This window comes from Micromonospora sp. WMMB482, assembly GCF_019038635.1.
Taxonomy (GTDB): Bacteria; Actinomycetota; Actinomycetes; order Mycobacteriales; family Micromonosporaceae; genus Micromonospora; species Micromonospora marina.
The window spans coordinates 4,126,244-4,149,523 of record NZ_JAHOPD010000020.1 but is presented as its reverse complement, the minus strand read 5'-3'; the positions used below and the strand labels follow the sequence as shown (position 1 = coordinate 4,149,523).

General features: G+C 74.2%; 18 protein-coding genes. 7 read left to right on the top strand and 11 right to left on the bottom strand.

Annotated features, from left to right (window positions below; translation table 11 throughout):
- The first annotated feature begins 24 nt into the window (after positions 1-24).
- Positions 25-1,113: a lytic polysaccharide monooxygenase gene (locus KSK32_RS20720; RefSeq protein ID WP_216932688.1), complete on the top strand. Its 1,089-nt coding sequence runs from the start codon at positions 25-27 to the stop codon at positions 1,111-1,113.
- Between the two features lie 93 nt (positions 1,114-1,206).
- Here KSK32_RS20720 and hemQ read toward each other — a convergent pair whose 3' ends face one another.
- Genes hemQ through hemE form a run of 3 tightly spaced genes read right to left on the bottom strand, consistent with a single transcriptional unit; the run spans position 1,207 to position 4,415 of the window.
- On the bottom strand, positions 1,207-1,908 hold the full coding sequence (gene hemQ / locus KSK32_RS20715) for a hydrogen peroxide-dependent heme synthase (protein WP_216932687.1): 702 nt from the start codon (positions 1,906-1,908) through the stop codon (positions 1,207-1,209).
- Entirely contained in the window at positions 1,905-3,314 is a 1,410-nt protein-coding gene (gene hemG, locus KSK32_RS20710; RefSeq protein ID WP_216932686.1) for a protoporphyrinogen oxidase, read from the bottom strand. Before hemG ends, hemQ begins: the two co-directional genes overlap by 4 nt.
- A 9-nt stretch (positions 3,315-3,323) precedes the next feature.
- Positions 3,324-4,415, bottom strand: a complete 1,092-nt coding sequence (hemE, locus tag KSK32_RS20705; RefSeq protein WP_216932685.1) for a uroporphyrinogen decarboxylase — start codon at positions 4,413-4,415, stop codon at positions 3,324-3,326.
- A gap of 173 nt (positions 4,416-4,588) precedes the next feature.
- Here hemE and KSK32_RS20700 point away from each other — a divergent pair, with 173 nt between their 5' ends.
- Positions 4,589-5,161 carry a DUF3000 domain-containing protein gene (locus KSK32_RS20700; protein WP_120571001.1) on the top strand — a complete coding sequence of 191 codons (573 nt, stop codon included), beginning with the start codon at positions 4,589-4,591 and terminating at the stop codon, positions 5,159-5,161.
- Positions 5,162-5,290: 129 nt separating this feature from the next.
- On the opposite strand, the gene KSK32_RS20695 is transcribed toward KSK32_RS20700, so the two are convergent.
- Positions 5,291-6,106 (bottom strand): hypothetical protein, encoded by an 816-nt coding sequence (locus tag KSK32_RS20695; RefSeq protein WP_216932684.1) that lies wholly within the window; start codon positions 6,104-6,106, stop codon positions 5,291-5,293.
- Between the two features lie 86 nt (positions 6,107-6,192).
- Entirely contained in the window at positions 6,193-7,746 is a 1,554-nt protein-coding gene (locus KSK32_RS20690; protein WP_216932683.1) for a S1C family serine protease, read from the bottom strand.
- 232 nt (positions 7,747-7,978) lie between these two features.
- Between KSK32_RS20690 and KSK32_RS20685 the strand changes: the two genes are divergently transcribed.
- The 4 genes from KSK32_RS20685 to KSK32_RS20670 all read left to right on the top strand — a co-directional run bounded on the left by KSK32_RS20685 (position 7,979) and on the right by KSK32_RS20670 (position 13,624).
- The gene (locus KSK32_RS20685; protein ID WP_216932682.1) at positions 7,979-9,301 is read left to right on the top strand and encodes a ribonuclease D; all 1,323 of its coding nucleotides are present in this window, start codon (positions 7,979-7,981) and stop codon (positions 9,299-9,301) included.
- Between the two features lie 101 nt (positions 9,302-9,402).
- Entirely contained in the window at positions 9,403-10,599 is a 1,197-nt protein-coding gene (locus tag KSK32_RS20680) for a thiolase family protein (protein ID WP_216932681.1), read from the top strand.
- Positions 10,596-12,659, top strand: coding sequence for a 3-hydroxyacyl-CoA dehydrogenase NAD-binding domain-containing protein (locus KSK32_RS20675; protein ID WP_216932680.1), 2,064 nt, complete (start codon positions 10,596-10,598; stop codon positions 12,657-12,659). The genes KSK32_RS20680 and KSK32_RS20675 overlap by 4 nt, the downstream gene beginning before the upstream one ends.
- Positions 12,660-12,847: 188 nt before the next feature.
- Positions 12,848-13,624 (top strand): hypothetical protein, encoded by a 777-nt coding sequence (locus tag KSK32_RS20670; protein WP_216932679.1) that lies wholly within the window; start codon positions 12,848-12,850, stop codon positions 13,622-13,624.
- 57 nt (positions 13,625-13,681) lie between these two features.
- On the opposite strand, the gene KSK32_RS20665 is transcribed toward KSK32_RS20670, so the two are convergent.
- From KSK32_RS20665 to KSK32_RS20650, 4 genes are all read right to left on the bottom strand, one after another.
- Positions 13,682-14,068 (bottom strand): VOC family protein, encoded by a 387-nt coding sequence (locus KSK32_RS20665; RefSeq protein WP_216932678.1) that lies wholly within the window; start codon positions 14,066-14,068, stop codon positions 13,682-13,684.
- A gap of 248 nt (positions 14,069-14,316) precedes the next feature.
- Positions 14,317-16,866 carry a malectin domain-containing carbohydrate-binding protein gene (locus KSK32_RS20660; RefSeq protein WP_216932677.1) on the bottom strand — a complete coding sequence of 850 codons (2,550 nt, stop codon included), beginning with the start codon at positions 16,864-16,866 and terminating at the stop codon, positions 14,317-14,319.
- Between the two features lie 210 nt (positions 16,867-17,076).
- Entirely contained in the window at positions 17,077-18,234 is a 1,158-nt protein-coding gene (locus KSK32_RS20655) for a cell wall metabolism sensor histidine kinase WalK (RefSeq protein ID WP_216932676.1), read from the bottom strand.
- Entirely contained in the window at positions 18,231-18,899 is a 669-nt protein-coding gene (locus KSK32_RS20650; protein WP_018788976.1) for a response regulator transcription factor, read from the bottom strand. The genes KSK32_RS20655 and KSK32_RS20650 overlap by 4 nt, the downstream gene beginning before the upstream one ends.
- Positions 18,900-19,370: 471 nt before the next feature.
- On the opposite strand from KSK32_RS20650, the gene KSK32_RS20645 reads away from it, so the two are divergent.
- Positions 19,371-20,714: a peptidase C39 family protein gene (locus KSK32_RS20645; RefSeq protein ID WP_254187132.1), complete on the top strand. Its 1,344-nt coding sequence runs from the start codon at positions 19,371-19,373 to the stop codon at positions 20,712-20,714.
- Here the strand turns inward: KSK32_RS20645 and KSK32_RS20640 are convergent, their stop codons facing one another.
- Both KSK32_RS20640 and KSK32_RS20635 read right to left on the bottom strand, forming a co-directional pair.
- Positions 20,715-22,007: a PQQ-binding-like beta-propeller repeat protein gene (locus tag KSK32_RS20640; protein ID WP_216932675.1), complete on the bottom strand. Its 1,293-nt coding sequence runs from the start codon at positions 22,005-22,007 to the stop codon at positions 20,715-20,717.
- Positions 22,004-23,260, bottom strand: a complete 1,257-nt coding sequence (locus KSK32_RS20635) for a PQQ-binding-like beta-propeller repeat protein (protein ID WP_216932674.1) — start codon at positions 23,258-23,260, stop codon at positions 22,004-22,006. The genes KSK32_RS20640 and KSK32_RS20635 overlap by 4 nt, the downstream gene beginning before the upstream one ends.
- Positions 23,261-23,280: the final 20 nt, after the last annotated feature.

Here is a 23,280-nt window from a genome sequence, read left to right as displayed (position 1 = left end):
CGACACCCATCCCGGAGGCTTCCCATGTCCACTCCGTACCGCCGCCCCTTACCGCTCGCGGCGGCGATCCTCGGCGTCTGCGCGGTCGTCGCGGCGCTGCTCACCACCGCGTTCTCCGGCCCGGCCTCGGCGCACGGGGCCGTGGTCGACCCGGCGACGCGCAACTACGGCTGCTGGCAGCGCTGGGGCGGCGACTTCCAGAACCCGGCGATGGCCACCCAGGACCCGATGTGCTGGCAGGCGTGGCAGGCCGACCCGAACGCCATGTGGAACTGGAACGGCCTGTTCCGTGAGGGCGTGGCCGGCAACCACCAGGGCGCCATCCCCGACGGGCAGCTGTGCAGCGGCGGACGCACCCAGAGCGGCCGCTACAACGCCCTCGACACGGTCGGTGCCTGGAAGACCACGCCGGTCTCCAACAGCTTCCGGGTCAAGCTGTTCGACCAGGCCAGCCACGGCGCCGACTACATCCGGGTGTACGTGAGCAGGCAGGGCTACAACGCGCTCACCTCGCCGCTGCGCTGGAGCGACCTGGAACTGGTCGGCCAGATCGGCAACACCCCGGCCGGCCAGTGGACGCGTGAGGTGGACGGCGTGTCCATCGAGATCCCGGCGAACGCGCCGGGGCGCACCGGCCGGCACGTCGTCTACACCATCTGGCAGGCCAGCCACCTGGACCAGTCGTACTACCTGTGCAGCGACGTGGACTTCGGCGGGGCCGGCCCGTCGCCGACGACGTCCCCGACCACCCCGCCGACCAGTACGCCGCCGACGAGCACCCCGCCGAGCACGCCGAACCCGGCCGGCGGCTGCACCGCGACGTACGCGATCACCGGTTCGTGGGGCGGCGGCTTCCAGGCCGACGTGAAGGTGACGAACGGCGGCGGTTCGCCGATCCGCGGCTGGTCGGTGAGCTGGACCTATCAGAACGGCCAGCAGGTCAACTCGGCGTGGAATGCCACTGTCACCACGAGCGGAACGCTCGTCACGGCACGCAACGTGGCCTACAACGGCTCGCTCGCGCCGGGTGCGAGCACCTCGTTCGGCTTCACCGGCTCGGCCGGTGCGACGAACCCGGTGCCCAGCATCGTGTCCTGCACGGCGACCGCCTGACAGTTGCCGCCCAGGCTGGGGCCCTGCTCGACGCCGCGGGTGTTAAGCAGGGCCCCTTCCTCTACCCCAGGCGTTAAGAAGGGGCCCTTCCTTTCACGCCAGGCAGTTGACGATGTCGGCGACCGGGCGGCGGCGGCCGGTGTAGAACGGGATCTCCTCCCGCACGTGCCGGCGCGCGCCGGAGGCCCGCAGGTCGCGCATCAGGTCCACGATCCGGTGCAGCTCGTCGGCCTCGAACGCCAGCATCCACTCGTAGTCGCCGAGCGCGAACGAGGCCACCGTGTTGGCCCGCACGTCCGGGTAGCCCCGGGCCATCCTGCCGTGCTCGGCCAGCAGCTCACGCCGCTCGGCGTCGGGCAGCAGGTACCACTCGTACGAGCGAACGAACGGGTAGACGCACAGGTAGGCGCGCGGCTGCTCGTCGGCCAGGAACGCCGGGATGTGGCTCTTGTTGAACTCGGCCGGGCGGTGCAGCGCCATCTGCGACCAGACCGGGGTCAGCGCCCGGCCCAGCGTGGTGCGGCGGAACCGCAGGTACGCGTCCTGCAGCGCGTCGCTCGACGACGAGTGCCACCAGATCATCACGTCGGCGTCGGCGCGCAGCCCGGCCACGTCGTACGTGCCCCGGACCGTGACGTCCTTGCCGGCCAGCTCGGTGAAGAGCGACTCGACCTCGTCGACGACGTTCTCCCGCAGCGACGGCAGCGGGCCGGTGGCCCGGTACACCGACCACATGGTGTAGCGGATGGTCTCGTTGAGCTCCCGCAGCCGCGCCGCGTTGGTCTGCTCGGTCATGCTGCCGATCCTTCCAGTGCCGTGATGATCTCCTCGGCCGCCGTCTCGCCGGAGCGGACGCACACCGGGATGCCGACGCCGTCGTACCCGGCCCCGGCCACTGCCAGCGTCGGGCAGGCGGCGCGCAGCGCCGCCCGGACCGCCGCCACCCGGGCGGTGTGCCCGGGCGTGTACTGCGGCAACGCGCCGCCCCACCGCTGCACGTGCCGGGCCACCGGGACCGGCAGCGGCGCGCCGAGCACCGCCGACAACTCCCGGTGCACCGTGTCCGCCAGGTCGTCGTCGGTGAGCTGGAGCGACGTCTCGTCGCCGTACCGGCCCACCGAGGCGCGCACCAGCGCCAGCCCGTCCGGCCGCCGCAGGTGCCCCCACTTGGTGGTGAAGAACGTGGACGCCTTGATCAGCAGCCCCTCACCGGCCGGCACCAGGAAACCGGACAGCTCCGGCAGGGCCGGGCCGGGCAGCGCCAGCGTGATCAGGGCGACACTCGCGTAGTCGAGCGCGCCCACCGTGCCGGCCGCCTCGGGCGCGACGGCGGCGAGCAGCCGGGCGGCCGGGCGGGCCGGCACCGCGAGCAGCACCGCGTCGGCCTCGACGTGCTCGGCGTCGCGGGTAGGCCCGACGGTGAGCCGCCAGCCGGCCGGGGTGCGGCGCAGCTCGCGGACCGCCGTGCCCCGGCGGATCGTCGCCCCGCTCGCCGTCGCCGCCGCATCGACGAGGGTGCTCAGCCCGCCGTCGAGGGTGCCGAAGACCGGTGCGCCCGGCGCGCGCGGAGCGGCGGCCTGCGCGGCGCGTACCGCACCGACCAGCGTGTGCTCGGCGCGTGCCGCGCGGGCCAGCGCCGGCATCGTGGTGACCAGCGACAGGTCGTCGGCCCGCCCGGCGTACACGCCGCCGAGCATCGGGTCGACCAGCCGCTCCACCACCGCGTCACCGAGACGCTTGCGGACCAGCTCACCGACCGAGGTGTCCTCGCCGTCGGCCAGCAGCGGGTGGCCCGCGTCGCGGTCGGCGTCCGCGGCCGGCGGCGCGACCGCCGCCACCTTGTCCAGATCCCCGGGTACGCCGACGAGCGTGCCGCCCGGCACCGGGCGCAACGTGCCGTCGACCAGCAGGGCGGCCTGCCCGACTGTGGGGTGCACGATCGAGGCGTCCAGGCCGAGGCGGCGGGCCAGCGTCACCGCCGCCGACTCGCCACCGGCCGGGTCGCGCATCAGGAACGACTCCGCGCCGAACTCGACCGGCCCGCCGGCCAGCTCACCGGTGTGCAGCTTGCCGCCGAGGCGGCCGGACTGCTCGTACACGGTGATCTCGGTGCCGTCGGGGGCCCGGTCGCGCAACCGGACGGCGGCGGCCAGCCCGGTGATCCCGCCACCGACGATCGCCACCCGCCACGGTCGCACCACAGTCGCCTCCTAGCGCTCCGGTCGCGCGGTCAGCTCGTGCACCAGCGCGACCACCCGGGTCAGCACCTCGGGGTCGGTCTCCGGCAGGACGCCGTGACCGAGGTTGAACACGTGGCCGGGCGCGGCCCGGCCCTGCTCGACGATGCGCCGCACCTCGGTCTCCACCACCGGCCAGGGTGCGAGCAGCACGGTCGGGTCGAGGTTGCCCTGCACCGCCTTGTCCGGCCCGATCCGGCCGGTGGCGACGTCCAGCGGCGTCCGCCAGTCCACGCCCACCACGTCGGCACCGGCCTCGCCCATCGCGCCGAGCAGCTCGCCGGTGCCCACCCCGAAGTGGATCCGCGGCACACCGGCGCCGGCGAGCCCGCCCAGCACGTACGTCGAGTGCGGCAGCACGAAACGGCGGTAGTCCGCCTCGGAGAGCGCGCCGGCCCACGAGTCGAACAGCTGGACCGCTGAGACCCCGGCGTCGATCTGCACCTGGAGGAACGCCAGCGTCACCTCGGCCAGCCGGGCGCACAGCGCGTGCCACAGGTCCGGGTCGCCGTACATCAGCGCCTTGGTCTTGGCGTGCGTACGCGACGGGCCGCCCTCGACCAGGTAGCTGGCGAGCGTGAACGGGGCGCCGGCGAAGCCGATCAGCGGGGTGTCGCCCAGCTCGACGACGAGCCGGCGCACCGCCTCGTCCACGTACGACACGTCGTCGCGGCCGATCGGGGAGATCCGCTCGACGTCGGCGGCGGTACGGACCGGCTCGGCCACCACCGGCCCGGTGCCGGGCACGATGTCCAGGTCGACGCCGGCCGCGGCGACCGGCACCACGATGTCGCTGAACAGGATCGCCGCGTCCACGCCGTGCCGGCGCACCGGCTGGAGTGTGATCTCGGTGACCAGCTCGGGCCGGCGGCAGGACTCCAGCATCGGCACGCTGGCCCGGATCTCCCGGTACTCCGGCAGCGACCGGCCGGCCTGGCGCATGAACCAGACCGGGGTGTGCGGGCCCGGCTCGCGCCGGCAGGCGCGGACGAAGGGCGAGTCGGCCGGCCCGCCGCGGCGGGGTTCTCCGTCTCGGGCGGCAGTGCCCGTGGTGTCGGTGGTCATCGCGGCAATCGTGCCACGCGCCCCGTCGGCGCCCACGCTCACCGTCCGCATTTGTGACGGAGAAGGAAGGGCCCCCGCTTAACGCCTCCGGTAGCGGAAGGGCCCCTTCTTAACCGTCGATCACCCGGCGCGCCGTCACGCGCCGCGCGGTGAGCGCGGCATAGGCTGCCCGCATGGCCCCCCCGATCGCGCTCCCGGAAACGTTCGCTCGCGCGGTCGCGGGGCTGCGGTCGGTCACACCCCGCCCGGAGATCGTCCTGGAGGAGGTCGGCGCGCCGCAGCGGCTGGCCCCGTACGCGTTCGCGCTCTCCGCCGCCGTGATGCGCGACGACGACGAGGTGGCCACCGGCCGGCTGATCCTGCTGCACGACCCGGCCGGGCACGAGGCGTGGCAGGGCACGCTGCGGCTGGTCACGTACGTCACCGCCGAGCTGGAGGTCGACCTCGCCAGCGACCCGCTGCTACCCGGCGTCGGCTGGACCTGGCTGACCGACGCGCTCGACGTGCAGGGCGCCGGGCACCGGGCGATCGGCGGCACCGTCACCCAGACGCTCTCCACCCGCTTCGGCGAGCTGGCCGGGCCGCCCGCCGCCGGTGACATCGAGATCCGCGCCTCCTGGACGCCGCTGCGCGCCGACCTGGGTCCGCACCTGCTGGGCTGGTGCACGCTGCTGGCCTCCACGGCCGGCCTGCCGCCGCCCGGCGTCACCGCGCTGCCCACCCGCCGCTCCGCCGGCGCCGCCTGACGCCGCTGCGCCGGCCGGGACCGGACACCCGCCGGTTCACCGCCACCGGCTCGCGGTGGGCGTACCCCTGCCGTCCAATGCGCGAAGGCCGCCCCGGGCGGGCCGGGGCGGCCTTCGGACGGACGCCGGTCAGAGGTAGTTCTCGGCCTCGTCGCAGACCTTGTCCAGGCCCTTGTTGGCCGCCTCGAAGGCGGCCCGGTCGCCGCGCGACGCCGCCGCGATGGCGGTGGTCAGCTTGTCCAGGCAGCTCGCGATGACCTTCTTCTGCCGGGCCTGCTCGTCCCGGTCGTTCTTGGTGCCGGTCAGGTCCTGCTGGGTGTCCGACAGCCGCTCCTGGACCGTCTTCAGCTCACCCTTGAGCTTCTCCATCTCCTGCTGGTTCGCCGAGATCGTGCCGTCCCGCTGGCTGACCGTCTGCCGGGACTCGTTCAGCTCGCCGTTCGTGGAGACGTACAGGAACGTCATCACGCCGCCGAAGACCAACAGCAACGCGGCGACGAGGCCGAGCACCAGCGCGGCCCACCGCTTGCCGCCGCCGGTCGCCGGCGCGGCACCCGCCGGACCGTACGGGCCGGGCGGCCCGGACATCGGCGGCGGCCCGAAGCCGGGACCGGACACCGGCGGGGCCGACGCGGGCGGGACCGACATCGGCTGCACGTAGCCGGGTCCGGAGACCGGCGGGACGGAGACCGGCGGCGCCGACATCGGCTGCCCCGGCGGGGGCACCGGGGCGGCGCCCGGCGCGTATCCCGGCTGTCCCGGCGCGGCGGGCTGGTATCCGCCGTACCCGGGGGCGCCGTCCGAGACGGTGGGCTGGTGCAGGGTCGGCGCGGGCTGGTTCGGGTCGTACTGCTGGGGCGCGGGCGGGCTGCCGTACGGGTTGCCGTAGACCGTGCCCCCCGGCGCCGGGGGCGGGTTGTCGCCCCCGGCCGGTGGGTAGGACATGTCGTTCCTCCAGATGTGCTGGTCCCCCGCGGGGTGGCCCGACGGGCCGGGGTCGATGGGTGCGGCCGGGCCGGTGTGGCCAGCGGTCAGCAGAGCCGGAACCGGTCGCAGGCGGTCTTGATCGGCACCGCGAGCCCGATGCCCTCGGCGTTGCGGGCCTTGGCCGTGGCGATGCCGACGACCTCCTTCGAACCGTTGATCACCGGGCCGCCTGAGTTGCCCGGGTTGATCGGCGCGTCGAACTGGATCACCGGACCGCCGCCGCGCTCGTCCTCGCGGAACGCGCTGACCACGCCCGTGGTGACGCTGTCCTGCAACCCGAGCGGCGCGCCGACCACGATGATCTGCTGGCCGGACCGCACCGGGTTGCGGGCGGCGACCAGCCCGGTGAACTTCGCAGTGGTCCGCAGCTGCGCCAGGTCCTTGTCCTTGTCGGTGGCGATGATCGTCGCCTCGAACCGCTGGTCCTTGCGCTCCAGGAACACCTTGCGCTCACCCGCGGTGAAGACCGCCTCGACCACGTGGAAGTTCGTCAGCAGCGTGGTGCCGCCGCCCGACGGGGCCTTGCCGACGGCGAACGCCGTACCGGTGAACTGCCCGGCCCGCACCCGGAACACGCTCGGCAGCACGGCGCTGGCCACCGCCTCCGGGTTGAAGGCGGCATCGGCCTGCTTCTCCAGGCTGCCGGCGCGCTCCTCCAGGCCGTCGAGCCGGCTGGCGTCCGCGCCCTGCCCCTCGGCCATCCGCTTGTCGGCGGCGGCGAGCCGGTCGTCGAGCCGGTAGATCTGGTACGCCTGCACGCCGGTGACCACCGTCAGCACCGCGGCCAGGGCCAGCGCCACCGCCGCCACCCGGCTGCGCCGGGACGCCGGGCCGGCCGCCGGTGCGCCGAAGCCGCCGATGGGCGCGGGCTGACCGGGGTACGCGGGGCCCGGCTGGGACGGCCCGGACACGGGCTGACCCGGGTACGCAGGCCCGGACACGGGCTGCCCCGGATACGCGGGCGCGGACACGGGCTGGCCCGGATACGCCGGACCGCTGCCGGACGAGCCCGGATACGACGGCGATCCCGGCCCGCCCGGATGGGACGGCGACGCGGAGACCGGCCCGCCCGGATAGGACGGCGAAGCGGCCGGCTGTCCCGGGTACGCCGCGGCGGCGGGCCGGGAGGTCTGCGCCGGCACGGCGCCGGAGGACGGCGGCTGGGCCGGCGCGAAGCCGTATGACGACCGGCCCGGCTCGGCCGGCGCGGCGCCGTAGGACGGCTGACCGGGCGCGGCGCCGTAGGACGGCTGGCCGGACGCACCGCCGTAGGACGGCTGACCGGGCGCGGCGCCGTAGGACGACGGCTGGGCTGGGGCGGGCGGGGTCGCGACGCCGGACGAGGCCGCGTAGGGCGTCGGCGGCGGCCCGCCGACCGGGTCCGGTCGGCCCGGGTAGCCGGCGGGCGGTTGGACGGCGGCTCGCGCCGGGTGGCCGGGCGTACCGCCCCACTCGGATCCAGCGGGGAACGATCCCGGTGCCGGGGCCGCACCGCCGGGCGGGGCGAAGCGCGGCGGCAGCGGCCCCGGCCGGTCGGCTGCCGTGTCGCCGCCGCCGTGCCCCGGCACGTCGTCGCCGGTTCCGTACCCGCCTGTCATGCTCGACCGTCCTCCCCGTCGGCTTCGCCGACGCCCCCCGACCCGCTGCGGCACCCGTACGCCGTTCGCGGCTCGATGGACCGTACCGGCGGGAACGGGCTTTGTCTTCCCCCTTGTCCGACCCTTTCACGGCCCCGCAACCCGCACCTTTGCGGTCGCCTGACGGCCATCGCGCCGACACGCGCCCGACCGGCTGCGCACACCGGATCGTCCGGCCTACTAGGGTTGTCAGGTGACCGACGAACCACCCCTGCGCCGTCGGGCCGCCGAAAGCCGTACCGGAGAGGCGTCCGCCCGTCCGACGTCGGCCCTGCCGGAGCCGGCGGACGCGGGGACCGAGACCGACCCGGGCGCGGCCGTCCCCCTGACCGCGCCGCGCGACGGCACGCCCGCCCCGGTGGCCACATCCGCCGAGCTGGACGAGGTAGTGGCCCGCTTCGCGGCCGGCACCGGCCCGGTGGCCCTCGATGCCGAACGTGCCTCCGGCTACCGCTACAGCCAGCGCGCCTACCTGGTGCAGCTGCGCCGCGGCGGTGCCGGCACGGCGCTCATCGACCCGCTGCCGCTGCCCGACCTGTCCGCCCTGGACGCGGCGATCGCCGAGACCGAGTGGGTGCTGCACGCGGCCAGCCAGGACCTCGCCTGCCTGGCCGAGGTGGGGCTGCGCCCGCGCCGGCTGTTCGACACCGAACTGGCCGCCCGGCTGGCCGGGTTCGAGCGGGTCGGCCTGGCCGCGCTGACCGAACAGCTGCTCGGATTCAGCCTGGAGAAGCACCACTCCGCCGCCGACTGGTCCAGCCGGCCGCTGCCTGAGTCCTGGCTGACGTACGCGGCACTGGACGTGGAACTGCTCGTGGACCTGCGCGACGCGCTGGACGAGGAGTTGCAGCGGCAGGGCAAGTCCGGCTGGGCGGCGGAGGAGTTCGACGCCCTCGTCCGCAACGGCGCCCGCCCGCCGCGCGTCCGCGCCGAGCCGTGGCGGCGCACGTCCGGCATCCACCGGGTGCGCGGCGCGCGCGCCCAGGCCCGGGTGCGTTCCCTCTGGTACGCGCGGGACCAGATCGCCGCCCGCCGGGACGCCGCGCCGGGCCGGGTGCTGCCCGACTCGGCCATCGTGGCCGCCGCCGAGCTGGACCCGAAGGACGAGAAGGCCCTGCTCACGCTCCCCGGGTTCGGCGGGCGGTCGGTGCGCCGGCTGGCGCGTACCTGGCTCGCGGCGCTCGATGACGCGCGCCAGTTGCCGGACGACGCGCTGCCGGTCAGCCCGGCCGTGGAGGGGCCGCCTCCGCCGCACCGGTGGGCCGAGCGCGACCCGGTGGCGGCCGGGCGGCTGGCCCGGGCCCGGGAGGTGGTGGTCGGCACCGCCGGGGCACACCGGCTGCCGGCGGAGAACCTGATCGCGCCGGACTCGATCCGCCGGCTGGCGTGGCAGCCGCCCGCGGAGGTCACCGACGAGACGGTCGCGGAGACGCTGCGCGGGTTCGGCGCCCGCGAGTGGCAGATCGGGCTGCTGCTGCCGGCTCTTACCGAGGCGCTGCGCACTCCCCAGCAGTAACGTCGGCGGCAGGTGTGAGGTGGGCCACGCGGGGGGTGGTGCCGCGTTTGGTTACTGGCGAGTAGCATCCGGGGAAATGCCCGTGCCGAGGGAGGCTCCAAGTGCCCCGTGAAGTCCGGGATGTCGTCTTCGTCGACGGCGTCCGTACCCCGTTCGGCAAGGCGGGTGGGATGTACGCCAACACCCGCGCCGACGATCTGGTGATCCGCTGCATCCGCGAGCTGATGCGCCGCAATCCGCAACTGCCGCCGGAGAAGGTGGAGGAGGTGGCCATCGCCGCCACCACCCAGATCGGTGACCAGGGCCTGACCATCGGCCGCACCGCCGCCCTGCTGGCCGGCCTGCCCAAGACCGTGCCCGGCTTCGCCATCGACCGGATGTGCGCCGGCGCGATGACCGCCGTCACCACAGTGGCCGGCGGCATCGCCATGGGCGCGTACGACGTGGCCATCGCCGGCGGCGTCGAGCACATGGGCCGCCACCCGATGGGCGAGGGCGTCGACCCCAACCCGCGCATCGTCGCGGAGAAGCTGGTCGACCCGTCCGCCCTGGTGATGGGCTCCACCGCGGAGAACCTGCACGACCGTGTCCCGCACATCACCAAGGAGCGCACCGACGCGTTCGCGCTGGCGTCCCAGCAGAAGACCGCGAAGGCGTACGCCAACGGCAAGCTCCAGGGCGACCTGGTGCCGGTGGCGGTCCGCGACCCGGAGGCGGGCTGGGGCCTGGCCAGCGTGGACGAGGCGCCCCGGGACACCTCGATGGAGAAGCTGGCCGGCCTGAAGACCCCGTTCCGGCCGCACGGCAAGGTCACCGCCGGTAACGCGGCCGGCCTGAACGACGGCGCCACCGCCGCGCTGCTGGTGGCCGAGGACACCGCCCGCGAGCTGGGCCTGCCGATCGGCATGCGCCTGGTGTCGTTCGGCTTCGTCGGCGTCGAGCCCGAGGTGATGGGCGTCGGCCCGATCCCGTCGACCGAGAAGGCGCTGCGCATCGCCGGCCTGAGCATCGACGACATCGGCCTGTTCGAGCTGAACGAGGCGTTCGCGGTGCAGGTGCTCGCCTTCCTCGACCACTTCGGCATCGCCGACGACGACCCGCGGGTCAACCCGTGGGGCGGCGCGATCGCCATCGGTCACCCGCTCGCGTCCTCCGGCGTCCGGCTGATGACCCAGCTCGCCCGCCAGTTCGCCGAGCACCCCGAGGTCCGCTACGGCCTCACCGCCATGTGCATCGGCATCGGCATGGGCGGCACCGTGATCTGGGAGAACCCGCACTGGGAGGGTGGAGACAAGTGAGCCTCGCCGCACCGAACGAGGTCGTCACCAAGGCGCTGCTGCGCCAGGTGGCCGTACCCGGGCTGGACCGGCCCGCAGCCCTCATCACCCTGGACAACGGCTTCGACCACACCAAGCCGAACACCTTCGGCCCGGCCGGACTGACCAGCCTGGACGAGGCGATCACCGCCGCGCTGGCGGCCGAGCCGGCGTTCATCGCGGTCACCGGCAAGCCGTACATCTTCTGCGTGGGCGCGGACATCGTCGGCCTGCCCGCGCTGGAGAACCGCGAGCAGGCGCTGGAGATCGGGCGGCTCGGCCACCGGGTCTTCGCCCGGCTCAAGGACAGCGGCGTACCCACCTTCGCGTTCGTCAACGGCGCGGCGATGGGCGGCGGCCTGGAGCTGGCGCTGCACTGCCACTACCGCACGCTGTCGGCGGGCGCGGCGGCCCTGGCGCTGCCCGAGGTCTCGCTCGGCCTGATCCCCGGCTGGGGCGGTACGCAGCTGCTGCCGAACCTGATCGGCATCCCGGCCGCCACGCAGGTGATCATCCAGAACCCGCTGATGCAGAACAAGATGCTCAAGCCGAAGCAGGCTGCCGAGATGGGCATCGCGGACGTGCTGCTGGAGCCGGCCGACTTCCTGGAGCGGTCGCTGGAGTGGGCCGCCGGCGTGGTCCGGGGCGAGGTCACAGTGACCCGTCCCGAGGTCGACAAGGACATGTGGGCGGGCGTGCTCTACTTCGCCCGGCAGACCCTGGACCAGCGGCTGCACGGCGCGGTCCCGTCCGCGTACAAGGCGCTGGACCTGCTGGAGACGGCGAAGGACGCCGACTTCGCCACCGGCACCGCGGCGGAGGACGAGGCCCTGGCGGACCTGGTCTTCTCCGAGGAACTGCGCAGCGGCCTGTACGCCTTCGACCTGGTGCAGCGGCGGGCGAAGCGCCCCGCCGGCGCGCCGGACAAGGGCCTGGCCCGTCCGGTCACCAAGGTGGGCATCGTCGGCGCCGGCCTGATGGCCAGCCAGCTCGCGCTGCTGTTCGCCCGGCGTCTTCAGGTGCCGGTCGTGCTGACCGACCTGGATCAGTCCCGGGTGGACAAGGGCGTCGGCTACGTGCACGCCCAGATCGAGAAGGCCGTCAGCAAGGGCCGGATGGACAAGGGCACCGCGGCCAAGCTGTACGGCCTGGTGTCCGGCTCGGTCGACAAGTCCGTGTTCGCCGACGCCGACTTCGTCATCGAGGCCGTGTTCGAGGACCTGGGCGTCAAGAAGCAGGTCTGGGCCGAACTGGAGAAGATCGTCAAGCCGGAGGCGGTGCTCGCCACCAACACCAGCTCGCTGTCCATCACCGAGATGGCCGCCGAGCTGGAGCACCCGGAGCGGGTGGTCGGCTTCCACTTCTTCAACCCGGTCGCGGTGCTGCCGCTGCTGGAGATCGTCCGCGGCGAGCGGACCGACGACGCCACGCTGGCCACCGCCTTCGCGGTCGGCAAGCAGCTCAAGAAGTCGTCGGTGCTGGTCAAGGACGCCCCGGCGTTCGTGGTGAACCGGCTGCTGACCCGCTTCCTCGGCACCGTGTTCGCCGCCGTCGACGCCGGCACCCCGCTGGACGTGGCGAACAGCGCGCTGGACCCGCTGGGCCTGCCGATGCGTCCGCTGGCACTGCTCCAGCTCGTCGGGCCGGCCGTGGCGTACCACGTCGGCGGCACCCTGCACGAGGCGTTCCCGGACCGGTTCGGCGTCAGCGAGAACCTCAAGCGCATCGCCGACTCGGGCCAGCCGATCGTGGTCGACGACCAGATCAACGACGAGGTGGCGAAGCTGCTGGTGGTCGGCGACGAGCCGCTCACCGCCGAGCAGGTCCGGCAGAACGCGCTGGACGCGCTGGCGCAGGAGATCCGGCTCATGCTCGACGAGGGCGTCGTCGCCGAGGCGCAGGACATCGACCTGTGCATGATCCTCGGTGCCGGCTGGCCGTTCCACCTGGGCGGCGTCACGCCGTACCTGGACCGGACCGGCACCTCGGAGCGGGTGACCGGCAAGCGGTTCCTGCCGCGCGGCGTGGCAAGCCTGCGCTGAGGCGACCGCATCGCATCGATCGCGGCGGTCGGGCTGTCCGTTCCGGACGGTCCGGCCGCCGCGATCGGCGTTTGCGGCCCAGGTCACGGGTAGGTAGCGGTTTGGCGTCGCCGCCCTCGGGCGGACAGCGGGCTGTCGGTGGGGCTGGCTACGATCACGCGTCCGGTTTTCTCACAGGAGCTGCCTACATGTCCCAGCCGCCGTCCAGTCCCTACTCCGGCAACTACCCCTCTCCTCAGCAACAGCCCGGTGGCTACCAGCCGCCGCAGCAGCCGCAGTACGGCGGCGACTACCCGCAGCCTCCGCAGCAGCAGTACGGCGGCGACTACCCGCCGCAGCAGCCGCAGTACGGCGGCCAGCTCGGCGCGCCGGTCCCGCCGAAGAAGAAGTCCGGCGTGGGCAAGGTCCTGCTGATCGTCCTCGCGGTGGTCCTGGTGCTCTGCGTCGGCGGCGGTGTCGCCGCCTACTTCGCCACGAAGGACACCGTCGACGAGGTGGTCACCGCCACCAAGACCCGGGTGGTCGAGCCGCAGACGCTCGGCGGCCGGGCGAAGGTCACCGACCCGCAGCTGCAGTCCGCCGCGGCGCAGATGAAGTCCGAACTCAGCAAGGACGTTCCGGACGCGACCAGCACCGTCGGCGCCTTCTACGGCGACCCGGCCAAGAAGGACCTGGTCATGATCGTCGCGGTGTCCGGCGTCATGGCGGATCCGAAGAAGGAACTGGCCGACGCCACCGCGGCGGTCACCCCGGATCTGGCCACGAAGGACTTCAAGACGGTCGACGCGGGCCCGCTGGGCGGCGACGCCAAGTGCTCCGACGGCAAGGCGTCGGACGTGCCGGTGGCCGTCTGCATCTGGGCCGACCGGGGCAGCCTCGGCATGGTGGTGGTCTACTTCAAGTCCGCGGCCGAGCTCCAGTCGGAGTTCGTGACGATGCGCGGCGAGATCGAGAAGCAGGACTGACACCCGTCACGCACCGGGCCCCCGCCGTCACGGCGGGGGCCCGGTGCCGTTTCCGGATCAGGCGGACGCGGCCCGCTCGGCGGGGCTCCGGCAGACGCAGAACTCGTTGCCCTCGGGGTCGGCCAGCACCACCCAGCCGGTCCCGTCCGGCCGGCGCCGGTCGGCCACCAGCGTGGCGCCCAGCTCGCGCAGCCGCGCCACCTCCTCGTCCCGGGTGCCCTCGGCCGCGTGCAGGTCGATGTGGAACGCGCCCTTTCCGTGCCGCTCACCCACCTCGACGAACAGCAGGTCGGGGCCGTGCCCGCCGGGTGCGGCCAGGACCGCCTCCGGGTCGCCCGGGTAGTCGTCGTCGGCGAGCCGGCGGTCGAGCACCCGGGCCCACCAGCTGGCCAGGGCGTACGGGTCGTCGGACTCGACGGTCACGCAGTGGATCTGTGCACTCATGGTGCTTCCTCCTGTGGGGAGCGCGCCCCGGCACAGTGGAAACGTCAGCGGGGAACGCGGGGCGCGGGACGGTTCACGACGGACATCGACCACACCCCCTTCCACCTCTCGGGCTGACCCGATGATCATTCCACCACCCCGCAGCGCCCACAACCCCCGTCCCGGGTGCAAGGAAGGGCCCCTTGTTAACAGCCAGGTGTTAACAAGGGGCCCTTCCTCTACCTGAGGCGTTAAGAAGGTGCCCTTCCTTACGGGCCGACGAAGACCGCCTTGGCGCGCCAGTCGACGCCGTCGACCGCCGGGCCGCTGCGCACCGTGAACGCCCCCGACGGAGCGCCGTTCGTCCAGTCGGCGGCGGAGAGGTCACCGGTGCTCCGGTTGACCTTGTAGAGCGTCGAGCCGGCCACGAACACGGCGCCCGCGTCGGAGAACCCGCTCGCCCCGGCCACGGAGAACCGGTCGGCACCGACCACGCCGCTGTCCGGCGTGAACCAGCGCCAGAACAGGCCGTTCTGCCCGCTCAGCGTGTAGTAGAGCCGCCCGCCGGTGGAGAACATGCCGGTCACGTTCGGGATCTCGGCGTAGAAGCCGGTGGTCGCGCCGACGTACGTCTGCCCGGTCGGTCCCGAGTTGGTGATCACGTTGTCCCAGTACGGGTCGTGGTAGGGGTCCACCAGTTCCGGCGTGCCGAACGTGGTGCCGTCGAACGTGCGCCGCCACAGCGCGCCGTCGGTTCCGTAGAACAGCGTCCCGCCGACCCAGAACGCGTTGCGCGTGGCGGACCACACGGTCCCGTCCGGGTTCGCCACGGGGCTGGGCGTGCCGACGCCGGTCAGTCCGTCGTACGAGCGGACCTGCACCTCCTCGCCGGTGCCGGCCGGCGGAGGCCCGGTCTTGACGATCTCGACGGCGTCGACGAGCGGGTTCTCCTTGACGTGGCGGAACTCGATGTCGACGGTGCCGTCGCTGGTCACCGTGAACTCCCGCATGGTGCCCACGTTGTGCCCGGCGGCGGCGGACAGGTCGAGGTCGTCGAGGACGACGGCGCCGTCCAGCGCCACGTCGAAGACGCGGGTGTTCGGGGCCGAGGTGCCTTCGTACCGGTTGGCCAGGTAGAGCCGCACGTGCACCTCGGTGCCGGTGGGCACGGGGAACTGCCAGAGCATCTCCGCGCCGCCGGCCGGGTCGTACCGCTCGTCGCTGTAGAGGGCGGCCGGGGTGCCGGCCGGCACCGTCGCGTCCAGGCTGCCGACCGTGTTGAAGCTGGAGGCCGAGCTGCCGGTGTTGTGGTACGGGCTGGGGCTGGAGCTGGTGTCGGCTGCCCAGTCCGGTCCGCCGTCGCCGGCGGCGACCACCGGGCCACCCGCGTTCACCCGGTACAGCACGTTTGTCGGCTTCGGCAGGCCGGCCTGGTACACGTTGCCGGGCAGCGTCGCGGTGGTGGTCGGGTGCGGCGCCTTGCCACCGGCGAGCGGGAAGAACGCGATCCGCTCCCGCCGGTACTGGAAGTTGCCGATCCAGAGCGTGTCGCCGCCGATCCAGAGCCCGGAGTCGGTGACGAGCATCTCCGAGGCGCCGATGCCGCGCGGGTGCCGGCCCGGGTTCCAGGACAGCGGAAGGCCGTTGGCCGGGTCGAGCGCGGCGATGCTGGCCCGGCCGACCGCGCCGGCGCGGGCGTTGTCGGCGCCCGTGGTGTTGTTGAGCCAGCGGAGGTGACCGCCGACGTAGACCGCCTGCTCGCTGATGCCGACGGACAGGAACGTGTCGCCGCCGCTGTAGTCGACCCAGGTCGGCTGGAGGTTGTCGCCGGTCGCGCCGGCCTCCCAGCGGGCCGCGGTGTCGCAGAGCGTCCCGCCGTAGGGGGCGCCGGTCGTGACCACCACGAAGTAGCTGTTGTCCGGGGAGAACGCGACGTCGCGGACGTACGAGTCGAACGACTGCCACCTGCAGCGCGGCGTGTAGCGGGCGGTGTTCCAGTCGGTGACGGTGGCGGCGGTGGCGCCCAGGTCGAGCTTGACGATCTGGTCGTGCAGCACCCCGTCGGCCTTCTTGAAGTTGCCGATGACGACGAGCTGCGTGCCGTCCGGGGAGACCGCGAGCTTCTCCGCGCCGACGCCGGCCTTGGCGCCGCTGACGCCGTCCCAGTTGTGGTTCTCGGTCAACGTGGTCGTGAGGTAGCCGTCGACAGCGCCGGTGGTGGCGTTGAGCGAGGCGAGCCCGCCGCGTGGGTTGGGGTTGCCGGCCGTGGTGAAGATGCCGCCGACCAGCAGCCGGTCGCCGGCGAGCGCGATGTCCTTGATCAGCCCGTTGAACGCCGGCGGCGCGAAGCTGGTGACGACCGCCCCGGTGGCGACGTCGAGCAGGGCGACCTTTCGCCGGGTCACGCCGTTGACGGTGTTGAACTTGCCGGCGACGAAGACGGTGCCCGCGGTGGGCCCGGCGACGACCGCCGTCACCTCGTTGTCGAGCGTGGGCGCGAACGCGGTGTCCACCTGTCCGGTGGCCTTGTCGAAGGCGAGCAGGTAGTCGCGGGGGATGTCGACGTCGGAGTTCCGGTTCTGCACCTGGGTGAAGGAGCCGCCCGCGATGATCTTCGTACCGGCGTCGTGGATCGCGTCGACCGAGCCGTCCTGGACGTCGGGCGAGGCGGCGGAGGGAACGGTGTGGACCACTGCGTCGTGGCCGGGCGCGGCGGCGGCTGCCGCGGGCGTGGCCGGCGAGAGGCCGGCGGCGGTGAGGGCGCCGGCGGTGAGAACTGCGAGGAGACGGCGGCGGCGCGGGGCCGAGGGGTGGGTCACGGGCAGCTCCGGTGGATGCGCGGGGTGAAGTGTCGCTGCGCTTACTCTCCGTTGATCACCGGCTCCGCGTCCAGCGTGGACGGCGCATTCTGCCCGACCACCGTGCCGCCGGGGGCCGACCACCGCCAGGCCCGGCCAGGACAGCCGAGGCCGTCCGCACGAAAAGGTGAGTCCGCCTCACCGGCCGGGCGGGCCGGGCCGGATCGGCGGTCAGGTGGCTGCCGCCGGGTCGGCCGACGGAAGCGTCACAGTCACCTCCAGGCCGCCGCCGGGCTGGGCGACCGCCTTCACCGTGCCGCCGTGCGCGTCGCTGACGGCCCGCACGATCGACAGGCCGAGACCGGAGCCACGCGCGCCGGTGCGTTCCTGACCGCCGCGCCGGAACGGCTCGAACAGCCCGGGTACGTCGGCCGGGGCGACCTCGAAGCCGGTGTTCCCCACCACCAGCCAGGACCGTGCCCCGTCGGTGCCGGTGCGTACCCAGATCCGGCCGTGCAGGTGGTTGTAGCGGACCGCGTTCTCCACCAGGTTGCCGGCGAGCCGGTCGAGCAGCCCGGGGTCGCCGACCACCGGCGCCGGGCGCAACGAGGTGTGCACCTTGAGGCCGATGCGCTCCACCTCCCGGGAGACCGCTGACAGCGCGTTCGCGGTGCCGATGGCGAGGTCCGACTCGGCACGGCGGCCGAGCCGCCGGCCGGTCTGCGCCTCGCTGCGGGCCAGCACCAGCAGCGCGTCGACCAGGCCGTTGGCGCGCTCGGAGGCGTCGCGCACCACGCCGGCCATGCGCCGGTACTCGGCGAGGTCGGCGTCGTCGTCGCTGAGTGTCACGTCGATCTCGGTACGCATCACCGCCAGCGGTGTCCGCAGCTCGTGCGAGGCGTTCGCGACGAACCGTTTCTGCGCCTCGAACGCGCCGCTGATCCGGTCGAGCATGGCGTCGAACGTCTCGGCCAGCTCGGCCACCTCGTCGTCCGCGCCGGACCAGCCGATCCGCTCGTCGAGCGTGGCTTCGCCGAGGCGGCGGGCGGTGGCGGTGACCTGGTGCAGCGGGCGCAGCGCCCGCCCGGCCACCAGGTAGGCCCCGGCCACCCCGACCACGCTGATCGCCACCAGCGCGAGCAGGCCCTTGACCAGCAGTTCCTGGGACGCGGCGTCCACCAGCTGCCGCTGCCACTGCCCGGCGTCGAGCGTGCGCCCGTCGGTGAGCACCACAGTGGTGCCGGGCAGCAGCTCGTCGGTGGGGCGCAACGCGTCGCGGACCAGCAGCCAGGCCAGCAGCACCAGGATCGCCCCGGCGCCGACCAGCAGTACGCCGTTGAGCAGGGTCAGCCGCAGCCGCAGCGTCGGCCGTACCCGGCGCGCGCTCACTGCCGTACCCCGCCGATGCGGTAGCCCGCGCCCACCACGGTGTCGATGAGCGGCGGGTCTCCGAGCTTCTTGCGCAGTGTCATCACGGTGACCCGCACGATCGTGGTGAACGGGTCGGTGTTGGCGTCCCAGACCCGCTCCAGGAGCTCCTCGCTGGACACCACCGCGCCGCGCGCCTTGAGCAGCTCGGCGAGCACGCCGAACTCCTTGTTGGTGAGGTCGAGCGGCACGCCGCCCCGGCTGACCACCCGGCGGGCCGGGTCGAGCACCAGATCGGCCACTTCCAGCACCGGCGGCGCGGCCGGGGTGGCACGGCGGCCGAGCGCCTGCACCCGGGCCACCAGCTCGTCGAACGCGAACGGCTTGGCCAGGTAGTCGTCGGCGCCGAGCTGCAACCCCTCGACCCGGTCGGCGACCGTGCCGCTGGCGGTGAGCATCAGCACCCGGGTCAGCGCGCCGGAGGCGGCCAGGTCGGCGCAGATCCGGTCGCCGTGCACGCCGGGCAGGTCGCGGTCCAGGATCACCACGTCGTAGCGGGTGACGAACGCCGCCTCGTGCCCGGCGTCGCCGTCGTAGGCGACGTCGACTGCCATCCCGCGCTTGCGCAGCCCGCGCGCGATCGCGTCGGCGAGGTTGCGCTCGTCCTCGACCACCAGTACCCGCATCCCGGCCTCCCACCTCGTGACCCCTGACAACCTAGTGCGGCAGGCAAGACCCGCCGCCGGAGGAGCCGGCCCCCGAGACGGCCGCCGACGAGCGCACCGCCGAGAGCGCGCATTGGTGCGTGGGAACCATCACGCCGGCTCGGAGCCCCAGGGCTGTGACTCTCCGTGACTCTGCCGCCTGCTCACCGGCGCGTCACGCACCGTGACGGGTGTTCGCTCGACCAAATGGGGCTGCCGGCAGGTCATATCGGCTCGACCAGCAGATATGCCGCATCGGTCCCCGACGGTAGAGATATCCCTCCGCGCCCCCTTTGCTCTGCAGCCCCATGCGCAGCGGTAGCCGTGGGTGACCGCTGCGTCGACGGCTGCAGAGCAAAGGGGCACGCAGGGGACCATGTCGCGCGCGCACTGTGGCTACCGTCGGTGACAGCGCGGCAGGGAGCCGGCTCTGCGCGGCGGCACGGGCGACCGTTGCAGAAAACCTTCGGGTACGCGATGCTCGGCGGCGATGATCGACAGGCGCAGCAGGCACAGGTCACGGTCACGCCGGGCGGGCTCCCGATGAGCGGCCGCGACGTCGCGTACCGCCGGTTCCGCTTCCCGGCGGACCGCGACCAGGGTCGTGCGGACGGGCTGCGCGCCGGACCGGACGGCCTGACGCTCGACGGCGCGGCCGGTCGGGTCACGCACACCGACCCGCACTCCGGGACCACTGCCGAGTACGTCGCCGGTACCTGGACCTCCCCCGTGACGCCCGTCGGCTTCGCCGTCACCGAACTCGTGCCCTCCTGGACCGCCGACACCCCACCCGGCTGCTGGCTGCGGGCCGAACTGCGCGGCTGGGCCGACGGCACGGCCACCACCGGCTGGTACGAGCTGGGCCACTGGGCCGCCGGCGACAGCGCCGTGCACCGCGCCTCCGTACCCGGGCAGGAGGACGACCGGGCGCGGGTCGCCGCCGACACGCTGCGGGTGACCGGCGCGACGGCCACCGGCTGGCAGGTCCGGGTGACCCTGCTGCGCCAGCTCGACGCGCCCGCCGGCCCGGCGCTGCGCACCGTGGGCGTGGTCGCTTCCACCGACCCGCCGCGCGGCGCGGAGACCCTCGGCGCGAACGCCCGCACCGCGGAGACCGGCACCGCGAAGGCCGACGGCGCGGAGGCCGGTGACACGCGGGCCGCCGGCGCCGGAGATGCGCGCCCGTGGGGGCGCGTGCTGGACGTGCCGCGGTACGCGCAACGGCTGCACGCCACCGGGGAGACCCGCTGGGGTGGCGGCGGCGACTCCTGGTGCAGCCCCACCTGCGTATCCATGGTGCTCGACTTCTGGGGCACCGGACCCACGCCGGACCGGTACGCCTGGGTGGCACCGCCCGGCCCGCGCCCGCAGGTGGTGCACGCCGCCCGGCACTGCTACGACCACGCGTACGGCGGGCCGGGCAACTGGCCGTTCAACACGGCGTACGCGGCGACGCACGGGGTGGACGCCTTCGTCACCCGGCTGCGCTCGCTGGCCGAGGCGGAACGGTTCGTGGCCGCCGGCATCCCGCTGATCGTCTCGGCCGCGTTCACCGCCGGCCAGGTGCCCGGCCTGGACTACGACACCCGGGGGCACCTCATGGTGCTGGCCGGCTTCACCGCCGAGGGCGACCCGGTGCTGAACGACCCGTACGCGCCCGACGACGAGCGGGTCCGCCGCACCGTTCCACGCGGGCCGTTCGAGAGCGCCTGGCAGGCGGGCAGCGGCGGGATCGCGTACGTGCTGCGTCCCGAGTCGACGCCGCTGCCGCCGGCCCCGGCACAGGCGAACTGGTGATCAGCGGCCGACCGGCCAGATCGCCATGCCGCCGGTGGGGCGCAGGCACACCAGTTCCGTACCCGTGTCCGCGCACTCGGACCAGGCGCCGGGCAGGATCCCCCGGATCCGCACCTGTCCGGCCGCCACGTCCAGCGCGCCGACGAGCGTCCGGTCCTCGGTGAGCGTGCGCAGCCCGAGCAGCGGCCCGGACGGAAGGTCGTTGCCGGAGACGCGCCAGCGCCCCAGCCGGGCCAGCACGCGGCCGGTCGGCGGGTCCAGTGCCGACAGTTCCAGTTCCTCCCCGACCCCGCGCTCGGCGGCGATCAGCCGGTCACCGACCGGACCCATCCCCAGCCACCGCTCGTCCGACCAGGCCGGACGGCCGGTGGCCGGGTCGAGGGCCTGCGCGCCGCCCACCTGGTCGCGCAGGCACACCATCCCGGCGCAGTCGGCGAACCAGAGCCCGGCGCGGGAGCCGACAGGCAGGCTCCACCGCTCGTCGAGCCGGTCCAGCCCGTACCCGGTGACGGTGCCCCGGGCGTCCTCGACCAGCAGGAGATCGGCCACCACCTGCGCGTACCGGTAGGCGGCGCGGTCGGCCGCGGGCGCCACCCGGCCGGTGTGCGCGACCGCGCCGGAGTCGGCGTCGTACACGGTCACCCGGCCCTGCGGGGTGACCAGCACCAGCTGCGTGACCCCGTGGGCGTCGTGGCGGTATCCCACCTCCTGCCCCGGCACGGGCAGCGTCCACCGCACCGCGCCGGAGGCCGGGTCCACCGCGCGCACGGTGCCCGCGCCGGGCGGGCGGGGGTTCTCCAACAGCAACCCGCCGGACGCGGTCCGGACCGGGTAGCCGGGATGCCGCCAGCGCAGCGCGCCGGTCGCCGGGTCGAGCATGGCCGACACCGAGTCGCCGTCCCCGGCCGGGCTGCTCGTCACCAGCAGCCCTCCGCCCACTGCGATGAGCCCGAGTACGTGGTCGCCCGCGGTAAGCGCGAACCGCCACACCGGTTCCCCGCCGGGCAGCCGGTGCGCGGCGATCACCCGCCCGCCCCGGCCGATCGCGCCCGGGCCGTCGGCCACCACCACCCGGTCCGGCAGGACCACGAACGCCGCGCCCTGCGGGGCGGGCACCCGGATCGGCTCGGGCCGTCGCGGCGGCGCGGCGGCGGCGGTGACCACGAGCACCACCAGGAAGCCGAGCAGCGCGACTCGCGCCGTGGGGCCCGGCGGCCGACGGGGCGGCGCGGCGGCCGGCTCGTCGGCGGACTCGCCGTGCCGCATCTCCCCCAGTTCGATCGCCGGGCTCACGGCAGCCGCCGCACCATGTAGTCGCCGCCGGGCCGGCGGCAGACCAGCAGCGTCACGCCTGCGGTGCAGTCGGTGCCGGTGAGCGTGCCCCGGATCGAGGGTGGACCGCCGGACAGGCCCACCTCGGCCAGGAGCCGGCGGCCGCCGGCCAGCGGCCGTGTCGCCAGCAGCGGGCCGCCCGACTCGTGCTGCGGGACCAGCGTCCAGCCGCCCAGGTCGGCGATCAGCCGCCCGTCGTCCTGGTCGAGCACCGCCAGGCCGTCGTCGATGTCGGTGTCGGGGACGCCGACGAGCAGCCGGCCGTCACGCTCCGCCACCACGCCCGCCCACCGGTCCACGCTCCAGCGCACGGCGCCGCTCGCCGGGTCGAGCGCGGTCATCCCGCCGGCCGGCCCGACGGCGCAGAGCAGGGCGCCGCAACTCTCGACGTAGCGGACGAGCTTCCGCGCGACGGTCCAGCGCGGCCGGAGCGTGTCCAGGTCGTACGCCTCGATGACCGCGCCGTCGTCACGGAACTCCAGCAGCAGCCCCAGGGCGGTCTGCAACCGGCGCGGGCCGGGCCGTCGTACCGGGTAAAGATCCCGGGCCACGAGCCGCGCACCGGTGCGGGCGTCCACGACCACCGTCTCCCCGGTCGCCGGGGACAACACCATCCGTGCCGGCCCGGTCGGCTCGACGTCGAAACCCAGCGCGCCCGTCATGGGAGCCGTCCACAACGTACGGCCGTCGGCCGGGTCCACCCCCATGATCGACGTCGACGTGTCGGATGTGGCCGACTGCATCAGCAGCACCCGGCCCACCGCGAACGCGATTCCGCCCCGGCGCCAGACGTCCGCGCCGGTGGCCGCGTCGTACGTCACCGTCTGCCAGTCCGTGTTGTCGCCGCTGCGGACGGCCACGATCACCCGGCCGTCCTGTCCCCAGACCGACACGGCGGTACCGGCGCCGGGCAGCTGGCTGCGCCAGCGCTCCCGGCCGCCCCGGTACGCGACGAGTTCCCGCCTCGCACCAGCGCCTCCGCGGTCCGGCCGCACCACGTACACCACGTCGCCGGAGACGAACTTGGCCGATCCCAGCCTGCCGGGCAGCGTCCACTCGACCGGGCCTCGCGGTGGTGCCGCGGAGGTGAGCGTGAGCAACGCCACCAGCAGCACCACCAGGAGGCGGAACGGCCGTCCGACGGCGCGCGGGGGGCGTGGCGCCGGACCGGGCGGGGCGTCGTCGCGCAGCTCCCCCAGGTCGATGACGGTCACGATCATCCTCTCCCGCGCGC

What these genes read in the sequence shown, in the direction of transcription:
- KSK32_RS20720 (WP_216932688.1), top strand. Translation starts at nt 25, where the DNA reads ATGTCCACTCCGTACCGCCGCCCCTTACCGCTCGCGGCGGCGATCCTC.
- KSK32_RS20700 (WP_120571001.1), top strand. Translation starts at nt 4,589, where the DNA reads ATGGCCCCCCCGATCGCGCTCCCGGAAACGTTCGCTCGCGCGGTCGCG.
- KSK32_RS20670 (WP_216932679.1), top strand. Translation starts at nt 12,848, where the DNA reads ATGTCCCAGCCGCCGTCCAGTCCCTACTCCGGCAACTACCCCTCTCCT.
- KSK32_RS20665 (WP_216932678.1), bottom strand. Translation starts at nt 14,068, where the DNA reads ATGAGTGCACAGATCCACTGCGTGACCGTCGAGTCCGACGACCCGTAC.
- KSK32_RS20690 (WP_216932683.1), bottom strand. Translation starts at nt 7,746, where the DNA reads ATGACAGGCGGGTACGGAACCGGCGACGACGTGCCGGGGCACGGCGGC.
- KSK32_RS20695 (WP_216932684.1), bottom strand. Translation starts at nt 6,106, where the DNA reads ATGTCCTACCCACCGGCCGGGGGCGACAACCCGCCCCCGGCGCCGGGG.
- KSK32_RS20650 (WP_018788976.1), bottom strand. Translation starts at nt 18,899, where the DNA reads ATGCGGGTACTGGTGGTCGAGGACGAGCGCAACCTCGCCGACGCGATC.
- hemQ (WP_216932687.1), bottom strand. Translation starts at nt 1,908, where the DNA reads ATGACCGAGCAGACCAACGCGGCGCGGCTGCGGGAGCTCAACGAGACC.
- hemE (WP_216932685.1), bottom strand. Translation starts at nt 4,415, where the DNA reads ATGACCACCGACACCACGGGCACTGCCGCCCGAGACGGAGAACCCCGC.